Consider the following 18,586-nt stretch of genomic DNA (forward strand, 5'->3'; position numbering starts at 1 on the left):
AATGTATTGGATAACGTTACTCATCCACTGTCAATCGCGTTACCGCGGACTGCGGTCGACACTCCACGGGAGCTCGCCGCATGAGTGTGCTGCGCTCGGTGCTCAAGGACGTTTCCGCGACGGCTCTCGTCGCCGGAGTGATCTCGGCACTGGTGAACTATTCGGGCCCCTTCCTCATCGTGCTCGAGGCAACTCGCGCAGCCGGATTGAACGAAGCGCAGACCGCCTCATGGGTGTGGGCCGTGTCCATCGGCAACGGCGTGTGCAGCATCGCGCTGAGCCTTTTCACGCGAATGCCGATCATCGTGGCTTGGTCGACGCCGGGCGCCGCGCTCCTGATCGCATCGTTGGGCGGGTTCAGGTTCTCCGACGCGGTCGGCGCCTTCCTGATCGCGTCGATCGCTGCCGCCGTGGTCGGATACACAGGTTGGTTCGGATGGCTGCTCGATCGCGTGCCCGCGCCGGTGTTGCAGGCGCTACTGGCCGGCATCCTGCTCCCCTTTGTCATCTCGGCCGGTGCCGCATTCGAAGCGGCTCCGCTGCTGGCCGGGAGCGTGATCGTCACCTACTTCATCGGCAAGCGGTACTTCGACCGGTACGCCGTACTGGCGGCCCTTATCGTCGGGGTGACGACCGCAGCCTTCACCGGTTCCTTCAAGACGATGAGCGTCGGGCTGACGATCACCGGCCCAGTCCTCACGACGCCGACCTTCAATGTCACCGCGCTCGTCAGCATTGGGCTTCCTCTGTTCATCGTGACAATGGCCTCACAGAATGCACCCGGGCTCGCGTTGCTGCGCTCCGAGGGCTACGCACCCAACGATCGACTCCTTGTCGGGTCCATCTCCACGGTCTCCGCGCTGCTGGCCCCGGCCGGCAACCACGGCATCAACATCGCGGCCATCACCGCGGCTATCGCCGTCGGCCCGGAGTCGCATCACGACCGGAATCGTCGTTATGTCGCAGGGCTTTCCGCGGGGGTCGCGTACCTGCTCGTTGGCGTCTTCGGCGGCTTCCTCGTCGCGGGTTTCCAGTCCATCCCGTCCGAGACCATCACGACGCTCGCTGCGGTGGCACTGCTCGCCTCGACGCTCACCGCGTTGAAGGGAGCGACGGGCGGCGACGCCCGAACCGGGGTCTCGGCGCTCACCACGCTCGCGATCACGATGTCAGGCATCGTCCTCGTCAGCGTGGGGAGCGCATTCTGGGGGCTGCTCGCGGGTGGTGCCGTGTACGCGATCTTGGGCCTGCCCGCGGTGAAGCGTCGCCCCACTCGCGCGACGAGCGTCGAGAGCCCCTCTCCAGACTCGGACGCGCTTGCCGAGGAGACGGTCCGCTGAGATCGTGACGGATCACTCGGTCGAGGCCGCCCTCATCGGCCTCGTATTCCTCATGCATTGACACAAAGCGCTGCAGGACACGCCCCGCTACTTTGACGGATCTCAGGAGAGTCGGCGAAGCCCGTCAATATCGGTGAACCGCCGGATCGCGGTCGGACACGCGACCGGCGGTCGCGCCGGAGCGCGAGCTGTATCCGGTCCCGATGCTGCTTGACCTGCTAGGCGATGTAGCGGGGCCGCCCGGCGTCCGCCCAAGCCTGGAAGCGGGCGTCGATCCGCTCCGCGATCACGGCGTATGTCTCCCAGCTGTCCTCGACCCGGTAAATGTCCGACGCGGTGGTGTCGAACGCATCGAGGTAGTCGTCGATGTATCGAGAGTCGTCGTTCTCGCCGGCGTAGTACGCGACGGCGAAGGCGTTGCCGTCGGCGGTGAGATCGTCGCTGACGAACTTCTCGTCGAGCACCTTCATCAGAAAGGCGCCGGGCGTCGCCTCGTGTGACTTGAGCGGTTCGAGTTCATCCTCGACGTCCTCCCCGGCGAAGCCGCTCAGCAGGCACCACGCTACGAACATGCCGATGTGAGTGCCACCGGCAGCGTTCGGCAGATCGTCGGGAAAGTTGCCGCCGTAATGCCAGTCGGCGTCGTCGTATTTCGTCATGGATTCGCTTCTTTCGGTTCGGCCCGCGTTTTGCTGTGCCCCACGAACCACATGGTCTCCGCAACTTCTCGGGGGGGGTGTTGCGGAGACCATCCGTGCCCCCTGGAGCGGGGACCGTTCCAGGGGGCACGTCGACTACGGCCGGGTCAGCAACCGTATTGCTCTCCGGGATCCAACCCGCGCTCAAATGGGTGCTCGCGCGGGAGATGCCCAGGAGGCAACATACGCGATGGCCTGGTTCGACATCGCTCCATCGATCGGATAAAGACCTTCGACCGACAGGGGCGCGTCGGCGTGCTCAGTTGACTTACGCTTTCTACGCGTTCGTGTCTGGACACTGCAGGGATCCGGCAGTACTCCTTGCCCGGCATCGGACGCCAGTCGACCGTCGACATCACAGGTAGAGCCCAGGATCGCGTCGAACCGCGCTGGTCAAACTAGCGTCGCGTTTCGCTAATCTTCGCTGCAAGTCGACACCGGCGGCGACTACCCCCGCGCCATGTCCACAAATCGTGAGTAATGCAGCTGGTGCGCAACGGTAATCGTGGCCGTGGGACCCCCTCGGTGCTTGCCGAGGATGATGTCGGCCTCGCCACCTCGCGGGTCGTCGCGCTCGAATGCGTCGGGGCGGTGCAGCAGCATGACCATGTCGGCGTCCTGCTCGAGTGAGCCGGACTCACGGAGGTCGGAGACCTGGGGGCGCTTGTCGGTTCGCTGCTCCGGGCCACGGTTCAGCTGACAGATGGCGACGACGGGGACTTCGAGTTCCTTCGCAAGAAGCTTGAGGCTACGCGAGAATTCGGAGACTTCCTGCTGACGGGATTCGACCTTCTTGCCGGACGTCATCAGCTGCAGGTAGTCGAGGACGACGAGTTTGATGTCGTGTTTCTGCTTGAGCCGCCGCGCTTTTGCACGGATCTCCATCATCGTGAGGTTGGGCGAGTCGTCGATGTACAGCGGCGCCTCGCTGATCTCGCTCATGCGCCGCGCCAGGCGGGTCCAGTCGTCGTCGGTCATCTTGCCGGACCGCATGTCCGACAGTTTGATCTTCGCCTCGGCGGACAGGAGTCGCATGACGATTTCCGTCTTGCTCATCTCCAGGGAGAACAGGACGCTGGCCATGCCGTGCTTGATGGAGCACGACCGCATGAAGTCCATGCCGATCGTCGAGTTGTGCGTCGGGACCATCGTGCGGCCCGCGAGGTACAGGTGGTCGGCGTTGTCGACCTCGACGCACCGCACGGGGACACTGTCGATGCGGCGCACCGCAACGATGCGCCGCACACCGACTCGGCCGGGATGGTTGCCGCGAAATTCCTTGTGCAGCATTGCCTTCCGATGTCCACCGAAAACGTCGTCCTCGGTCGCGAACGTGACCGCGGTTCCGTCGACCCGGAACTCGTAGCCGAGCCCGGCGAGCAGGTCGGCGAGACCGGGCACGAATTCCGCTCCCGGAGCGTTGATCCCGATCGAGCCGTCCTCCGCGACGGTCGCGACGGTGTCGAGGACACCGGCGAGCAGCATGCGGCGCTGCGACTGCGACGCGCGCAGGTAGCGGGCGGGGATCCGCCGCGTACCGGCGTCACACACGGCGGCGAGGTCGGCGTCACCTTCGGCTTCGATCCGCATGACCACTTCGGGGTCGGCCGCCGAGGCGGCGACGGTGCCGTCGCCGAGCCACGCCCCGAGCGTGTACGGCGGGACGGGCAGCGACTCCGCGGGCAGATCGAGCGGCCGGGCGTTGACGACGACGTGTCCGGCGTCGAGGGTGGCAGCGATGTCGCCGGTGATCCGGACTGCGGTGGCGCCGTCGACCTCCGTCTCCCACTGGTGCTGCTCGTCGGCGACGAGGACGGTGCCGTCCGAGAACTCGACCTCGTAGCAGGGCCGGTCGGTCATCACCTCGGTCGCCGCGACGACGGTGGTGGGCCTGCCGTGCGCGTCGACGAGAAGGTCACCGACGGCGACCTCGCCCATCGTGGTCCAGCCGGTCGGGGTGGGCAGGGGAGTGTCCAGCGCGAGCGCCTTGCCGACACCGGGGCGGGCCGCGACGATGATCATCTGACCCGGGTGCAGGCCGTTGGTGACCTCGTCGAGCTCACTGAAGCCGGTGGGAACACCCAGGGAGATGCCACCGCGGCTGGCGATGGAGTCGATCTCGTCCATCGTGGGCTGCAGCAGTTCCTCGAGAATGACGAAGTCCTCGACGGCGCGACGCTTCTCGGTGACCTCGTACACCTCGGCCTGCGCGCGGTCCACGACCTCGGCGACGTCCTGGCCGTCGGCGCCTGCGTAGCCGAACTGGACGATGCGGGTGCCCGCCTCGACGAGGCGGCGCAGGATCGACTTCTCCGCGACGATCTCGGCGTAGTAGCCGGCGTTGGCTGCGGTGGGGACCGTCTGGGTCAGCGTCACCAGGTAGGGGGCACCACCGATGCGTCGCAGTTCGCCCTTGCGGTCCAGTTCGGCGGCGACGGTGACCGGGTCGGCGGGCTCACCGCGCGAGTACAGGTCGAGGATCGCGTCGTAGACGCTCTGATGGGCGGGACGGTAAAAGTCGCCGGGACGCAGCTTCTCGAGCACGTCCGCGATGGCGTCCTTGCTCAGCAGCATGCCGCCGAGCACGGACTGCTCCGCGGTCATGTCCTGTGGGGGCTGACGTCCGAAGTCCTCACGGGGCGGCTCGTCCGGCTCCGGGTAGTCCGAGTGTCCGCGATCGTCAACAACCGCCACGCGATAACCGTCCCTTCCGGAGTACGTGCCCGCCGCGCAGAACGCGACCGGACACCGTACAAGATTGATACGCCTGCCCACCGACACGATCCCGCGGCTGCCCCGATCGGCCGGCTCGCGGGGCGCTTCGTGAACACGCCCGCGACGACGTTATGCACCGTCGCGGTTCGGATCAACATCGGGTTGTGCACACACCTGTGGATGAATTGTGGAATTGCCTGAACGACACTGTTCACCAGTTGTGGACAACCTGGGGACAACGAACATCACACATCCCAAACATCCAGGTGAGGACCTGTTTATCCGTTCACACACATGTGGATTGAAAGTCGTTCGGCGTGTCACATCTCTTGACAAGCCGGGCGTGTTGCGCATACCACTCGATTTCACAAGGTGATGTGGCACACAGTGACAGATCCCAGGATCCTTTGGGCTGCTTAGGTATCCGTCACAACGTTCTGACGTGCACCGTTTCGCGTGAAACACAAAAAACGGGGCCCCGCAGACCAGGTCTGCGGGGCCCCGTCGGTGAACGGGCGTCGGACTAGCCGGCAACCACGTTCAGGTGGAACTTGGCGGTCACATCCGGGTGCAGGTTGACCAGCACCAGGTGCTTGCCGACAGCCTTGATGTGAGCCTTCGGCAGCTCGATCGAGCGCTTGTCGACCACGGGGCCACCCGCAGCCTTGATGGCACCGGCAACGTCGGCGGCCGTGACCGAACCGAACAGCTTGCCCGAGTCGCCCGCGGTCTTCACCGACAGCGAGATGCCCTCGACGCCCTCGATAGCGGCCTTGAGCTCCTTGGCGTGGTCCAGGCCGCGCACAGCGCGCGCTTCCTGGGCACGACGGATGCCGTCGACCTGCTTCTGTGCGCCACGGGTGGCAACGATGGCCAGACCGCGGGGCAGCAGGTAGTTGCGGCCGTAGCCGTCCTTGACCTCCACGGTGTCGCCGGGCGCACCGAGGTTGTCCACGTCAGCAGTGAGGATCAGCTTCATGTCTTCCCTCCCTTTCCTTAGCGAGCCGTAGAGACGTAAGGAAGCAGGGCGACCTCACGCGAGTTCTTCACGGCAACCGCAACGTCCCGCTGGTGCTGGACGCAGTTGCCGGTGACACGGCGCGCGCGGATCTTGCCGCGGTCGCTGACGTACTTACGCAGCAGCGTCGTGTCCTTGTAGTTGATCTGCACGTTCTTTTCCTTGCAGAAGGTGCAGACCTTCTTCTTCATCACCTTGTCGCGCAACGGCGGCTTCGGCATTGTCCTTCTCCGTACTTCTCAATGTTTCTCGCGTTCGATCCGCGACAGGGACCTTCAGTCCCCGGCCGGGATCAGAACGGCGGTTCGTCGTTTCCACCGCCACCGAAGGATCCGGACGCCTGCGGGGCATTGCCCCACGGATCGTCGGCCGGACCGGAAGACGCCGGGCGTCCACCGCCCGAGCCACCCGAGGAACCGAACCCGCCGCCGCCACCGCCGCCACCACGGTTGGCCTTGTTGACCTTGGCCGTGGCGTAACGGAGCGAGGGGCCGATCTCGTCGACCTCGAGCTCCACAACGGTGCGCTTCTCGCCCTCACGGGTTTCGTAGGACCGCTGCTTGAGCCGGCCCTGCACGATCACCCGCGAGCCACGAGTCAGCGACTCGGCGACGTTCTCCGCTGCCTCACGCCAGATGTTGCAGCGGAGGAACAGCGCTTCGCCGTCCTTCCACTCGTTGCTCTGGCGGTCGAACGTGCGGGGCGTGGACGCGACCGTGAAGTTCGCGACCGCGGCACCCGCGGGGGTGAAGCGGAGTTCGGGATCGGCCGTCAGGTTTCCTACGACGGTGATCACGGTGTCGCCTGCCATGCGGTTCCTCCTGCAGTGTGTGGAATCCAGATTGCCCCGAGCCTAGGGCGTCACTCGGACACTCGCGGCTCGACGCAGACAGGTCACTTGTTGTGGCGCAGAACCTTGGTGCGGAGCACCGATTCGTTCAGGCCGAGCTGGCGATCCAGCTCGTTGACCGTGTCCGGGGTCGCCTTCAGGTCGATGACCGCGTAGATGCCTTCGCTGTGCTTGGCGATCTCGTAGGCGAGACGACGCTTGCCCCAGATGTCGACGTTGTCGACGGAGCCGCCGTCCTGGCGGACAACATTGAGGAACGTATCCAGCGACGGGGCGACGGTGCGCTCGTCCAGGCTGGGGTCGAGAATGACCATCAGTTCGTAATGACGCATAAGACCTCATCACCTCCTATGGACTGTGTAACGGTCACGGACGTTCCGTGACAGGAGGGTCGTTGCGTCAGCAACCTTTGCAGGGTACACGAGGCGCCGCTGACCTGCGAAATCGCCCCCGCACCCCACGGGCGTCCAACTTCGGGCGTCGGTGCCCATAGGGTGGTTCGCATGCGGACACCGACCCGGGCGAACCTGTGGACGCCCCTCGTGGTGACGCTGGTGTGCGGTCTGACGCTGGCGCTCGGCTACCTGAACAAGGCTCGGTGCTCGGGAGTCCCCTACGACTCGCAGGGCCGCAGCCTCGTGTTCGACCGTCTCAAGGACTCCTCCGTCTGCTACTCCGACATCCAGTTCCTCTGGCTCGGACGCAGCATCAACGACCACGTCTTCCCGTACCTGAGCGGCGGGATCACCGGCGACGGCGGGCTGACGGGCGGCACCGTCGAGTACCCGGTGCTGAGTGGACTGCTGATGTGGCTCGGCGCGATCGGCGCGCACACCGACGCCGAATTCCTGCTCCAGTCCGCGCTGATCCTGGCCCCGTTCGCGCTGGCGACGGCGTGGATGCTCGGCCGCATGTCCGGATGGGCCGCCCTGCTGTGGTCGGCGGGCCCACCGCTCGTGCTCTACGCCTTCCACAACTGGGAACTTCCCGTCGTCGCCGCGGCCACCGCAGGCATCTTCGTCGTCGTCGCGTTCGACCGCGTGCCGCTCCGGACGCGGGGCGTGATCGCCGCGGTCCTGCTCGCAGTCGGCTTCTGTCTCAAGATCTACCCGGGCATCTTCGTCCTGCCCCTGGTCGCGTTCGTGCTCACCGGAGGAGTGGGCGGACGCGAACTGCCCGCGTCCGTGCCTGGCCGGTACGACGTGAAGGGTGCGCTCGCGGTCGCGGGTGCCGCGGTCGCGACGACGGTGGCGATCAACCTGCCGTTCGCGATTCTCGGGTGGGACGGGTGGCTGGCGTCGTTCGCCTTCCAGTCCGACCGTCAGGCCGACGTCACCACGAACTCCGTGTGGTTCTGGGGAATTCGGCCTCTGTTCGACTCGGTCGAGGGCACCGACAGCGACTACGCCCGGTTCGTGTCCCTCGCGTCACCGCTCCTCGTCCTCGCGTCGTTCGCGCTGGCACTGTGGTTCGGCTGGCGCCGCTACCGGCGTGACGGCACGTACGCGTGGGTCGCGGTGAGCGGGGCGATGCTGTGCGGATTCCTGTTGCTGCACAAGGTGCATTCACCGCAGTACACGCTGTGGCTCATTCCGTTCCTAGTCCTGCTGCGCGTGCCGTGGACGCTCGTCGCCGGCTACCTGCTGGCGGACCTGGCGATGGGTATCGGCGTGTTCCGTTACTTCGCCGCCCTCAGTGCGGGGGAAGACGCGTCCACCGAGGAACTCGCCGTCCAGTTCGGCGTGTGGGGACGCGCGGTTCTCCTGGTGGTGTTCTACGTCCTGTTCCTCCGTGCGGACCTACGCCGCCGACGGGACACCGAGGACGACGCACCAGAGACTCCCGCCGTTCCGGTGGGGACGAGCCCCGTCTGACCACCGGTCAGCGGTCACCGATCGACACGACCAACTGCATGCCGCCGTCGACCGCGCGCTCATCGACCTCGACGGCACCGGCGTCGGCGCGCAGCCCGATGAACGACTGCACGATCGAGTCGATCGCCGGCAGCTCGACGACCTCCACGACGCGGCCGAGGTCCGGGTCGACGTGCTGCCGGGGTTGCTCGCCGGGGCCCGTCACCCCACTGAGATCGACCTGCACGATCGACTCCCCGGCGACCGGTGCGATCGTGGCGCCGCCGTACGGAACCACTTCGGACACGACCCGCAGGGACCACCCGACGGCTCCGTCGCCCTGAACGGTGAAGGCGATCTCGTCGCGTCCACCCGCGGCCGCCAGATCGACGGCGGTCAGCACGGGCAACGGCGGCGGCGAGTACGCCGACGCGTCACCCGGGATCAGCGCCTGTGTCGGCGGGGCCGCTGGTGTGCCGACGACGAGGGTGCCGGACTGCGGCAGGCCCACACAGCATCCGCTCGACACCGCGGGGCCGGTGTTGGTTCCCGATCCACAGGCCGAGAGGACCGCCACCGCGGCGAGGCAGCCGGCGAGCTTCATACGCGTCACGGTCGAAATCTATCCGTCGAACCCGGGCGGCGCGGCCGGAAACGCCGATCCGTCAGCCGATCCGCACCGGACCGGCCGTCGACCACGCCTGCGGTGACGGCACGGGACGCAACCATCGGGGCAGCCACCGTGGCGGGTCGTCGGGCGCACCGTCGAGGACGCCGCCGACGGGATCGTCGACGCCTGCGCCGCGCACCAGATCCTCGGCGGGGCGGTAGATCTGCCGAATCACCATGACGCACAGCACGATCACCGCGAGGTCGCGGACCACGACCGTTCCGGTGAACCACTGCTCGGGCAGTCCCTTGTTCGACACCCCGAGGTAGTAGAACATCCGCGGCACCCACACGATCGCGTCGATCGTCATCCACGCCAACAGGATTCGACGATGGGGGAGTGCCAGTACCGCGAGCGGCACCAGCCACAGCGAGTACTGCGGACTCCACACCTTGTTCGTCAGCAGGAACCCGGCGACCAGCAGGAAACACAGTTGCGCCACCCGCGGCCGGCGCGGCGCCGTCAATCCGATCCACCCGATGCCGACGCATACCGCGACGAACAGCAGCAGCGACACCGCGTTCAGCGTCGTCGGGCTCTCGCCGCGCGCGAGCGGACCGTCGAATCCCGCCCACCCCGTGAAGGACGAGACCACGTTGTACAGCGAATCCGGATCGGCACCCCGTTCCGAGTTGAGCCGGAAGAACTCCCACCACCCGGACGGGTACAGCAGCGCGATCGGAAGATTCACCACCAGCCACGCCGCACCCGCGCCGACGGTCGCCCGCCACCAGTCCCGGACGCGACCCGCGCGCAGGCACAGGACGAGGAGCGGACCGAGGAGCAGCAGCGGGTACATCTTCACGGCCCCACCGAGCCCGAGCAGAACACCCGCGAGAACCGGTTTCCGGCGCGCCCACGCGAGCAACCCAGTTCCCGCGAAAGCCGTTGCCAGCGGATCGAAATTGGTGAACGCGTGCACCACGACGAGAGGGGACACCGCGACAAGCGTCGCGTCCCACACCCGCCTGCCCGCCAGCAGCACCGTCGACCACACCGTCACCAGCCAGGCGATCGCCAAGCCGAACGCGACGACGTTGAAGTACAGCACCACCTGCAGCGCACCGGGCAGCCACGGCGCCGCATGCCACGCCTTCGCGACCGTCATGGACGCGTACTGGTAGAGCCCGGCGAGCACCGGATACTCCATGTAGCGGGTCTGGACGGAACCGTCGGATGCCGGTTCTTCCCAGGACTTCTTGTACGGGAACGCGCCCTGGTCCAGGCGTTCCGCACCGTACAGCGGCACCGTGTCCGAGTAGCAGAGCGCCGTGTACTGACGGCTGCCGCTCCAATCCAGGCCGAGTGCACCGTCCGGCCCGTTCGGAGCCTGCTGGATGCAGGGCGCCTTCGCCGTCCATCCCAGAGCCAGGAAGATCACCGCGAGCAGCAGGATCACCCGCAGCGGTGTCCAGAAGGGCTGCCGCCCGATCACCGCCCGCTTGCCCACCGGACCGCCGAGCACCGTCGACACCTGTGCGCCGAGGGCGTCGGTGCGGCTCGGCAGGTCCCGATCGGCGCTGCGCAGGTCGTCGGCCAGCGGGGCCGGTGACACGATGGTCACCGGACCCGTGGAATCCGCTGCGCTGTCCCCTGAGTCGTCGGCCACGGGGGCGACGTTACCGACCGCCTACCGTCCCTGTCCCCGGGGCACGAGTTGCCCGTAGTCCTGTGTATCGGACTCCTCCTCGTCCCCGACGGTCGGCTGACCGGCAGCGGGTCCGTCCGCTGTGGTCCCCCGGCCCGTCGTCGGGGCAGGCGCCAACCCGGGGATCGGGATCGTGATGCCGGGCAGGACCTCGACCGGAGTCGTCGTCACCACCACCGGCGGCAGCGTCAACTTCGGCGACGGCGGAGTCGTGGTCGGCGGCGGTGTGTAGGGCGCCGTGTAGGCCGGCACACCGGCCTGGCCACCGATCGCCTCGGGCTTCGGGAACGTCTCGTTGTCGGTGCCCTCGAGCGCACCGTCCATCGTGTCCTTCCAGATGTCCGACGGCAGACCCGATCCGTACATCAGTCCGCCCCACGCATTCGTCAGCGGCAGACCCTGTTCGGTACCCACCCAGACCGCGGTCGACAGCGACGGCGTGTAGCCGACCATCCAGGCGTCCTTGTTCTGCCCCGTGTCGCCGAGCTGCGCCGTACCGGTCTTCGCGGCCGACGCGCGGCCCCCTGCGAGGCCGTGACTCTTCGAGTACGCGGCGATCGGCTGCATCGCCGCGGTCACGTTGTCCGCCACCGCGGGCTTGAGCCGAACCTCGCCCGTCGACGCCTCACCGCGATCGAGCAGGACGGTGCCGTCCGAGGTGACGACCTTCTGGATGAAGTGCGGTGCGCGGTAGACGCCGGACGCGGCGAGCGTCGCGTACGACGACGCCATGTCGATGACGCGCGACTGGTACTGGCCCAGCACGATTCCGTTCTCCGACTTGCCGTTCGGCTCCTGGAGGCTGGTGCCCTCGACGGTCGGGATCTGCTCGGGGATGCCTGCCTTGTGCGCGATCTCCGCGATCTTCTCCGGGCCGTCCTCGATGGACAGCATCTGCCGGTAGAAGCTGGTGTTCAGCGACCGCTTGAGCGCCTCGGCGATGGTGCAGTTGCCGCAGGACTCGCCTTCGACGTTCGTGATGGTGACGCCGCCGAGGGTGAGCGGGCCGCTGTCGTACATCTTCGACAGCGGGATCCCCTCGTTCAGCGCCGACGCGAGGCCGAACACCTTGAACGACGAACCGGTCTGCAGGGCGGCCTGCGCGAAGTCGTAGCCCGCGCCCTGCTCGCCGCCGTAGTACGCCTTGACGCCACCGGTACGCGGGTCGATCGAGACGACGGCCGTACGGGTCTCCGGGTTCTCGCCCTCCATGTTGGTGGCGACCGCGTCCAGCGCGGCCTGCTGCGCCTGGTTGTCGATGGTGGTGGTGATCTGCAGGCCCTCGGTGTTGAGCACCTGCTCGTTGATGCCGTTGGCCTCGAGCTCCTTGACGACCTGCCTGCGGATGAGGCTCGCCGGACCGCTGCCGACGGCACCGGTGTCGGCCTCCTCCTGCGGCACCACGTACGGGTAGACCATCCCCGCGCGCTGACCCGAGTCGAGCGTCTTGGCACCGACCATGCCGTCGAGGACGTAGCCCCAGCGGGTTTCGGCTCCGGTCGGGTTCGTGGACGGGTCGAGGCCGTACGGCTGCTGGATCGTCGCGGCGAGGACGGCGCCTTCCTCGACGGTCAGCTCGCCGACCGGCTTGTCGAAGTACGCCTCCGAGGCAGCCGCGATACCGAACACGCCACGACCGAACGGGATGGTGTTCAGGTAGGCGGCGAGGATGTCGTCCTTCGACCACTGGCGGGCCATCTTCGCGGAGATGACCAGCTCCTTCATCTTTCGGGTGAGGGAGCGCTCCGAGCCGACGAGTGCGTTCTTCACGTACTGCTGGGTGATCGTCGAGCCACCACCCGCGCTCTCCCGGCCGAGCACGTTGTCCCGGGCCGCGCGAGCGAATCCGGACACCGAGAAGCCCGGGTTCGAGTAGAAGTCGCGGTCCTCCGCGGCGAGCACCGCATTGCGGACGTGCTCGGGGATCTCGTCGATCGACACGTCGGTGCGGTTGCCCTCCGGCGGCACGATGGTGCTGATCACGGTGCTGCTGTCGCTGGCATAGATCGTCGCGACCTGATTGGTCTTGATGTCACCAGGACGCGGCACGTCCTGCCCGATGTACGCGACCATGAAAACCAGCATGGGCACGACCAGGCCGAGCGCGACGAGGCTGTAGGCGGTTCGGCGGATGATCTTCCAGCGCTTCGACTTCATCTTCTTCGGGGGTGTCGGGGGTTGCCCGCCGGTGCCACCGGACCCACCGGAACGACCGGTCGGCGGGGGACCTGCGGGAGGACGGCCGCCGCCACCGCCCGCTTGCGTGGGACGCGACGTGGCGGCGGCGCCGGCGGAGGCGGCGCGGGTCTGAGCCGACGCGGACTGCCTGGTCCGATCCGGCTGGCTGGGCGGGGTCGGGCGAGGAGGAAGCGGTGCGCCGGGACGCTGCCCGGACTGCGGCGGGTACGGCTGTCGCGGCGCATCCTGCTGCGGGCGCGGCGCCCCCTGCTGCGGGCGCGGCTGACCCGGGTACGGCTGCGGGGGACGGCCACCGGGGCCGGCGGCGGGATACCGCGGCGGCTGGCCCTGCCCGGGTCGTCCGGGCTGAGCGGGACCGGGCCTGCCGTAACCGGGCGGCTGATTCGGCTGCGAGTACCCCGGAGGGCGCCCACCCGGGTGCGGGCCGGGACGAGGCTCTCCGGTGGGTCGACCACCCTGCGGATCGTTGTAGGGGGAACTCACGTGGGGTATCTCCAGTACTTGCGTGGACACGACTGTGTCACTCGGTATCGGCCGGTTCGGCCTCGGTCAAGGTCGTCGGCGCGATTCACTCACTCGCCGTGCGCCTGGTGTGGGCGCGGGTCGTTCGCGTACGTGCCGGTTTCGGTGTCGGTACCGACCCGAGAACGTACGACTGCACGAGGTGGTTCCAGTTGCAGGTACGGCACACCTCGACGACGTGGACGGAGAACTCCTCCTGCGTCGCCTCGAGGCGGACCAGTTCCTCGGCGGTCCTGGCCGATCCGGACACCGGGCCCAACTTGTCGCCGAAGACCCACGACACCAGCGTGAGCTGCTCTTTTCGACAAATCGGGCACGCGACGTCCGACGGGGTCCCGTGGAACTTCGCGGCGCGCAGCAGATAGGGAGTGGCATCGCACACCTCGGTCACCCCGGTCCGGCCGGAGTACACCTCGGCCAGCAGGGATCGCCGCTGGAGGGCGTAGTCCACCACCTGCCGCTGCAATCGCACGTTGACCAGAGTACGTGGGAGACCCTTGCCGGTCTCGGGTCGTGCTGCAGATTCCAGCCGCCGCTCCTGGACAAACAGGAAGAATCGCCCAGCTGGACGCGGGTGACGATCCACACACGGCACGGTGTCGCGCCACCCCTATGATTCCCGGGTGTCACCGCTGCGCGATTCGACCCGAGCCAGGGACCTCGACCGCACCAACGCCCGCTGGCTTCTCGACGCCGCGTACGCGGAGGGACAGCTCGGAGCGGGCGAGTACCACGACCGGATCGCGCAGGCTGCGTCCGCCGCGACCCTCCGGGACCTCCGGGACCTCACGTCGGACCTGCAACTGCCCGCCTCGGTCGTCTCCAGCCACCCGGTCGGCCGCCGGTCCATCCGAGGTCGACTCGTCGCCGGGGCGGCGATCGTGGGTGTCGTCCTCGTCACCGTTGTCGTCGCCGTGGCCGTCGGCCGGGGCGGATCGGGCGCCGACGCCCAGAACCCGCCTGCCGCCGTCCCGCCTGCCGCCGGCGTCGTCGACCCCGGCGACGACCTCTCACCGCCGGACCTCACGACGCCGATCGACACCTTCACCGCAGCGGGTGTCGACGCCGTCGTGGACCGCTACCGGTTCCAGTTCGGCGACACCGTCGCCACCTCGCTCGCGCTGTACCCCGACGCGGTGCGGGTGACCCGCGCCGCCGCGGGCGCACCGGGTCGTTCCGACATCTACGAACTGACCGGCTCGTTCGTGCACGCGGGCACCGAGGCGTCGCCGCCGAAAGCCGCCCCGGTCGACCTGTCGCTGATCGACTCAGCAGCAGTCGCACGACTGATCGCCGAGGCCCCGGCCCGGATCGGCGAACCGGACGGCCGCGTCGAGCACGTCTACGTGGCCGGCTCCAGCAGGCCGACCGTCACCGTCTACGTGCACGACGACGCCCGCGGGCTCGGCTACGTCGTCGCAGGCATCGACGGCAGCGGCGCCCAGGCGATTCGGGCGAATTAGTATTCCGCCCGTGGCCCGCCCGTACCCGCCGTCGACCCGCGCGACCGACACCGACCGCTCCGCCGTGCTCGTACTCCTCGACGCGGCCTTCACCGACGGACAACTCGATGCGGCCGAGCACGACCTGCGGGCAGGCCTGCTCGCGGACGCCAGAACCCTCGGCGACCTGGCCGCCCTGGTCGAGGATCTGCAGGACGCGACCCCGCCCCAGCCCACCACCTCGATCCCGGAGAGTTCGGCGCCCGCGGACCCCGCGGCCCGCGCCCGCCGATTTCTCGTCGGAACCCTGGTTGCCTCCGCTGCGGCCGCGATCGCCGCGTTCTGGTTCGTCGGCCGCGAGGAGGCACCCGTGGTGGCTGCTCCGGTCGCCGCGACTGTCGATGATGTGACGGCGCTGCCGGCTCGCGTCGTCGCGACGCCCGACCTTCGGACGGCCGAGGGATTCGCGCAGTTCGTCGAGGACTATCGCGCCAAGTTCGGCGACACCGTCGTCGACGACGTCACGATCTACGACAACTCCGCGATGATCACCCGCGCGATGCCGCAGCAACCGAACCGGGAGATCGAGTACGCCTACCGATACGGGTTCGCACCGGCGTACGACCCGACAACGCGAAGCCTGGACACTCCGACCGTGGACCTCGCCGCCGTAGACCAGCCCGCGCTCGCGAGGCTGCTCGCGGAGGCACCGTCGATGCTCAACGTTCCGGGCGGGGAGATATCGCACATCTCTGTCGATCCCGCCGACCGGCACGGGCCGGCGTCGCTCCGTGTCTTCATGTCCAACGAATTCAGCGAGTCCGGACATCTCGAGGCGTCTCTCGCCGGTGAGGTGCTGCGCACCTGGCCGTACGGACAGTAAGGAGACCCCGATGGCCACGACCCCCGTGAAGCTTCGTGCGCGCGACACCGATCGCGTCGAAACGTGCAGCCTGCTGGACACGGCACACGCAGAGGGACAGTTGACCGACGCCGAGCACGCGACTCGCACCGATCGGGCGATGAAGGCCGTCACCTTCGAGCAGTTGGGCAAGCTGGTCGACGACCTGCAGATCCCGTCGCTGTACGCCCGGTCGGCGGTGGTTCGCCCGGACCGCCGCCCTCGAGACAAACAGCCCGGCGTCGCTCGGCGATGGGCAAGCGCTGCCGGAATCGTGGTGGTCGCGGCCGGGATCGGTGCCCTCGCCGGATCGTGCTCGGACGGCAGCGTCGGAGGCTCGGCGTCCCCGTCGATCCCCACCCTCACGACGGGTGAGGGGATCGCACACTTCATCGACGACTACCGTGCGACGTTCGGCGACACCGTCGCCGACGAGGTCCTGCTGTTCCCTGAGCAAGGGTCGATCGACCGGAAGTCGGACAGCGACCCCACCCGGTACGTCGGCTACACCTACGACGGCGAGTTCGATTCGTTCGACAGCGATTCCGCCCGACCGAGGGACACCCGCACCCTCGACCTCGGCGCGGTGGATGTGCCTGTGATCGCACAGCTCGTGTCGGGTGCCCCGCAGTCGGTGCGAGTCCCCGACGGCACGGTGTCGCAGGTCCGGTTCGAGTATGGGACGAACGACCGGATCGCCGAACCCGTGGTGACGATCTACGTGCAGGACGAGTACGACAGGTCGGCGTTCATGACCACCACCTTCGACGGCGACATTCTCGGGGTGTACTTCCCCTCAGACTGAGCTTCGCGGCGCTCACTCGCACCGGAGAAGCACCAGGTCAAGCTATTTTCTGCGACGCGCTCCTCAACGGATATCCCGAGGACGACTGACTTCTGCGCCACATTCTCGTTTGCTACCCGTGCGCTCGTATATATCGGCGCGATATAGTTAGTGGTCGCATCATGCGGTTAGGTTCGGACGATCGAGGAGGGTGGACAGGATGCTCGAGCTCGCGGTTCTCGGGCTGCTCCTCGAGTCGCCCATGCACGGATACGAGCTGCGTAAGCGGCTGACCGGCCTCCTCGGCGCGTTCCGCGCCTTCTCCTACGGATCGCTCTACCCGACGCTGCGCCGAATGCAGGCCGACGGGTTGATCGCGGAGGACGCCTGCCCGGACGGGACCCTGAAGCGCCGCGCCCGCCGCGTTTACCAGCTGACCGACAAGGGCAGGCAGCGGTTCACCGAACTGGTGGCCGACACCGGACCGCAGAACTACACCGACGACGGCTTCGGGGTGCATCTCGCCTTCTTCAGCCGCACCCCCGCAGAGGCGAGGATGCGAATCCTCGAGGGGCGACGCCGTCAGGTCGAGGAGCGCCGGGAAGGGCTCCGCGACGCGATCGGGCGGGCCAGTGGCTCGCTGGACCGCTACACCCGCCAGCTCCACCAACTCGGACTCGAGTCGAGTGAGCGTGAAGTGCGGTGGCTCAACGAGCTGATCGCCGCCGAGCAAACACCAACAGCGTTACCCAAGAAAGAAGGAGAACCCGACCATGGGTGAGAACAGCACCGCGGTGCGCGTGGCCATTGTGGGCGTGGGGAACTGTGCCTCGTCCTTGGTCCAGGGCGTCCAGTACTACCAGGATGCGGACGAGAACGCGTCCGTTCCCGGCCTGATGCACGTCAAGTTCGGGCAGTACCACGTCCGCGACGTGAAGTTCGTCGCCGCGTTCGACGTCGACGCCAAGAAGGTCGGGTTCGACCTCTCCGAGGCCATCAACGCCAGCGAGAACAACACGATCAAGATCGCCGACGTGCCGCCGCTCGACGTCCCCGTCCTGCGTGGCCCGACCCTCGACGGCATCGGCAAGTACTACGCGCAGACCATCGAGGTCTCCGACGCCGAGCCCGTCGACGTCGTCAAGGCGCTCAAGGACGCTCAGGTCGACGTCCTCGTCTCCTACCTGCCGGTGGGCTCCGAAGAGGCCGACAAGTTCTACGCGCAGTGCGCCATCGACGCGAACGTCGCATTCGTCAACGCCCTGCCCGTCTTCATCGCCTCCGACCCGGAGTGGGCCGCGAAGTTCAAGGACGCGGGCGTCCCGATCGTCGGCGACGACATCAAGTCGCAGGTCGGCGCCACCATCACGCACCGCGTGATGGCGAAGCTGTTCGAGGACCGCGGCGTCGTGCTGGACCGCACGTACCAGCTCAACGTCGGCGGCAACATGGACTTCAAGAACATGCTCGAGCGTGAGCGCCTGGAGTCGAAGAAGGTCTCGAAGACCCAGGCCGTGACCTCGAACCTCACCGGTTCGCTCGCGGGCAAGGTCCACGACCGCAACGTCCACATCGGTCCCTCGGACTACGTGGAGTGGCTCGACGACCGCAAGTGGGCGTACGTCCGCCTCGAGGGTCGTGCGTTCGGTGACGCCCCGCTGAACCTGGAGTACAAGCTCGAGGTCTGGGACTCGCCGAACTCCGCCGGCATCATCATCGACGCCGTCCGCGCCGCGAAGATCGCCAAAGACCGCGGCATCGGTGGACCGGTCTACCCGGCTTCCGCCTACCTGATGAAGTCCCCGCCGATCCAGATGGCGGACGACAAGGCACGTGCCGACCTCGAGGCCTTCATCATCGAGGCGTAGCCACGCCGACGCGCGACGACGGGCGGACTCCGCCCCGAAGGTCAGCCGAACGGGCGGTTCCCGGGCAGGTCACTCGAC

The 18,586-nt window shown here is 67.6% G+C and carries 17 protein-coding genes; 7 read left to right on the forward strand and 10 right to left on the reverse strand.

Features of this window, described 5'->3' with window-relative positions; genetic code table 11:
- The first annotated feature begins 80 nt into the window (after positions 1–80).
- Entirely contained in the window at positions 81–1,340 is a 1,260-nt protein-coding gene (locus RHCRD62_RS21020; protein WP_253277424.1) for a benzoate/H(+) symporter BenE family transporter, read from the forward strand.
- Positions 1,341–1,558: 218 nt separating this feature from the next.
- On the opposite strand, the gene RHCRD62_RS21025 is transcribed toward RHCRD62_RS21020, so the two are convergent.
- The 6 genes from RHCRD62_RS21025 to rpsF form a co-directional block, all read right to left on the reverse strand.
- Positions 1,559–1,999, reverse strand: a complete 441-nt coding sequence (locus tag RHCRD62_RS21025) for a DUF7832 domain-containing protein (RefSeq protein ID WP_050066717.1) — start codon at positions 1,997–1,999, stop codon at positions 1,559–1,561.
- Between the two features lie 486 nt (positions 2,000–2,485).
- The gene (gene dnaB / locus RHCRD62_RS21030; RefSeq protein WP_050066718.1) at positions 2,486–4,732 is read right to left on the reverse strand and encodes a replicative DNA helicase; all 2,247 of its coding nucleotides are present in this window, start codon (positions 4,730–4,732) and stop codon (positions 2,486–2,488) included.
- Positions 4,733–5,276: 544 nt separating this feature from the next.
- Positions 5,277–5,732 (reverse strand): 50S ribosomal protein L9, encoded by a 456-nt coding sequence (rplI, locus tag RHCRD62_RS21035; protein ID WP_050066719.1) that lies wholly within the window; start codon positions 5,730–5,732, stop codon positions 5,277–5,279.
- Positions 5,733–5,749: 17 nt separating this feature from the next.
- Positions 5,750–5,992, reverse strand: a complete 243-nt coding sequence (rpsR, locus tag RHCRD62_RS21040; RefSeq protein ID WP_050066720.1) for a 30S ribosomal protein S18 — start codon at positions 5,990–5,992, stop codon at positions 5,750–5,752.
- A 71-nt stretch (positions 5,993–6,063) separates the two neighbouring features.
- On the reverse strand, positions 6,064–6,582 hold the full coding sequence (locus tag RHCRD62_RS21045; protein WP_050066721.1) for a single-stranded DNA-binding protein: 519 nt from the start codon (positions 6,580–6,582) through the stop codon (positions 6,064–6,066).
- An 83-nt stretch (positions 6,583–6,665) separates the two neighbouring features.
- Entirely contained in the window at positions 6,666–6,953 is a 288-nt protein-coding gene (gene rpsF / locus RHCRD62_RS21050; protein WP_050066722.1) for a 30S ribosomal protein S6, read from the reverse strand.
- Between the two features lie 171 nt (positions 6,954–7,124).
- Here rpsF and RHCRD62_RS21055 point away from each other — a divergent pair, with 171 nt between their 5' ends.
- A complete protein-coding gene (locus tag RHCRD62_RS21055; RefSeq protein WP_050066723.1) occupies positions 7,125–8,495 on the forward strand; it encodes a glycosyltransferase 87 family protein in 1,371 nt (456 codons plus the stop codon).
- A gap of 7 nt (positions 8,496–8,502) precedes the next feature.
- Here the strand turns inward: RHCRD62_RS21055 and RHCRD62_RS21060 are convergent, their stop codons facing one another.
- From RHCRD62_RS21060 to RHCRD62_RS21075, 4 genes are all read right to left on the reverse strand, one after another.
- A complete protein-coding gene (locus tag RHCRD62_RS21060) occupies positions 8,503–9,087 on the reverse strand; it encodes an AMIN-like domain-containing (lipo)protein (RefSeq protein ID WP_157051020.1) in 585 nt (194 codons plus the stop codon).
- A gap of 52 nt (positions 9,088–9,139) precedes the next feature.
- Positions 9,140–10,753 carry a glycosyltransferase family 87 protein gene (locus tag RHCRD62_RS21065; protein WP_050066725.1) on the reverse strand — a complete coding sequence of 538 codons (1,614 nt, stop codon included), beginning with the start codon at positions 10,751–10,753 and terminating at the stop codon, positions 9,140–9,142.
- 21 nt (positions 10,754–10,774) lie between these two features.
- The gene (locus RHCRD62_RS21070) at positions 10,775–12,949 is read right to left on the reverse strand and encodes a transglycosylase domain-containing protein (protein ID WP_050066726.1); all 2,175 of its coding nucleotides are present in this window, start codon (positions 12,947–12,949) and stop codon (positions 10,775–10,777) included.
- Between the two features lie 610 nt (positions 12,950–13,559).
- The gene (locus RHCRD62_RS21075; RefSeq protein WP_172671115.1) at positions 13,560–13,985 is read right to left on the reverse strand and encodes a DUF5318 domain-containing protein; all 426 of its coding nucleotides are present in this window, start codon (positions 13,983–13,985) and stop codon (positions 13,560–13,562) included.
- A gap of 151 nt (positions 13,986–14,136) precedes the next feature.
- On the opposite strand from RHCRD62_RS21075, the gene RHCRD62_RS21080 reads away from it, so the two are divergent.
- From RHCRD62_RS21080 to RHCRD62_RS21100, 5 genes are all read left to right on the forward strand, one after another.
- On the forward strand, positions 14,137–14,976 hold the full coding sequence (locus RHCRD62_RS21080; protein ID WP_050066727.1) for a DUF1707 SHOCT-like domain-containing protein: 840 nt from the start codon (positions 14,137–14,139) through the stop codon (positions 14,974–14,976).
- Between the two features lie 10 nt (positions 14,977–14,986).
- Entirely contained in the window at positions 14,987–15,838 is an 852-nt protein-coding gene (locus RHCRD62_RS21085; RefSeq protein ID WP_050066728.1) for a DUF1707 SHOCT-like domain-containing protein, read from the forward strand.
- Between the two features lie 10 nt (positions 15,839–15,848).
- Positions 15,849–16,661 (forward strand): DUF1707 SHOCT-like domain-containing protein, encoded by an 813-nt coding sequence (locus RHCRD62_RS21090; protein ID WP_050066729.1) that lies wholly within the window; start codon positions 15,849–15,851, stop codon positions 16,659–16,661.
- A gap of 199 nt (positions 16,662–16,860) precedes the next feature.
- Positions 16,861–17,421: a PadR family transcriptional regulator gene (locus tag RHCRD62_RS21095; protein WP_050066730.1), complete on the forward strand. Its 561-nt coding sequence runs from the start codon at positions 16,861–16,863 to the stop codon at positions 17,419–17,421.
- Positions 17,414–18,508: an inositol-3-phosphate synthase gene (locus RHCRD62_RS21100; protein WP_050066731.1), complete on the forward strand. Its 1,095-nt coding sequence runs from the start codon at positions 17,414–17,416 to the stop codon at positions 18,506–18,508. Before RHCRD62_RS21095 ends, RHCRD62_RS21100 begins: the two co-directional genes overlap by 8 nt.
- Positions 18,509–18,586 lie beyond the last annotated feature (78 nt).

Origin of the sequence: Rhodococcus sp. RD6.2 (assembly GCF_001040705.1) — a bacterium.
GTDB lineage: Bacteria > Actinomycetota > Actinomycetes > Mycobacteriales > Mycobacteriaceae > Rhodococcus_G.

What these genes read in the sequence shown, in the direction of transcription:
- RHCRD62_RS21025 (WP_050066717.1), bottom strand. Translation starts at nt 1,999, where the DNA reads ATGACGAAATACGACGACGCCGACTGGCATTACGGCGGCAACTTTCCC.
- rpsR (WP_050066720.1), bottom strand. Translation starts at nt 5,992, where the DNA reads ATGCCGAAGCCGCCGTTGCGCGACAAGGTGATGAAGAAGAAGGTCTGC.
- rplI (WP_050066719.1), bottom strand. Translation starts at nt 5,732, where the DNA reads ATGAAGCTGATCCTCACTGCTGACGTGGACAACCTCGGTGCGCCCGGC.
- rpsF (WP_050066722.1), bottom strand. Translation starts at nt 6,953, where the DNA reads ATGCGTCATTACGAACTGATGGTCATTCTCGACCCCAGCCTGGACGAG.
- RHCRD62_RS21070 (WP_050066726.1), bottom strand. Translation starts at nt 12,949, where the DNA reads ATGAAGTCGAAGCGCTGGAAGATCATCCGCCGAACCGCCTACAGCCTC.
- RHCRD62_RS21090 (WP_050066729.1), top strand. Translation starts at nt 15,849, where the DNA reads ATGGCCACGACCCCCGTGAAGCTTCGTGCGCGCGACACCGATCGCGTC.
- RHCRD62_RS21020 (WP_253277424.1), top strand. Translation starts at nt 81, where the DNA reads ATGAGTGTGCTGCGCTCGGTGCTCAAGGACGTTTCCGCGACGGCTCTC.
- RHCRD62_RS21055 (WP_050066723.1), top strand. Translation starts at nt 7,125, where the DNA reads ATGCGGACACCGACCCGGGCGAACCTGTGGACGCCCCTCGTGGTGACG.
- RHCRD62_RS21045 (WP_050066721.1), bottom strand. Translation starts at nt 6,582, where the DNA reads ATGGCAGGCGACACCGTGATCACCGTCGTAGGAAACCTGACGGCCGAT.
- RHCRD62_RS21095 (WP_050066730.1), top strand. Translation starts at nt 16,861, where the DNA reads ATGCTCGAGCTCGCGGTTCTCGGGCTGCTCCTCGAGTCGCCCATGCAC.
- RHCRD62_RS21100 (WP_050066731.1), top strand. Translation starts at nt 17,414, where the DNA reads ATGGGTGAGAACAGCACCGCGGTGCGCGTGGCCATTGTGGGCGTGGGG.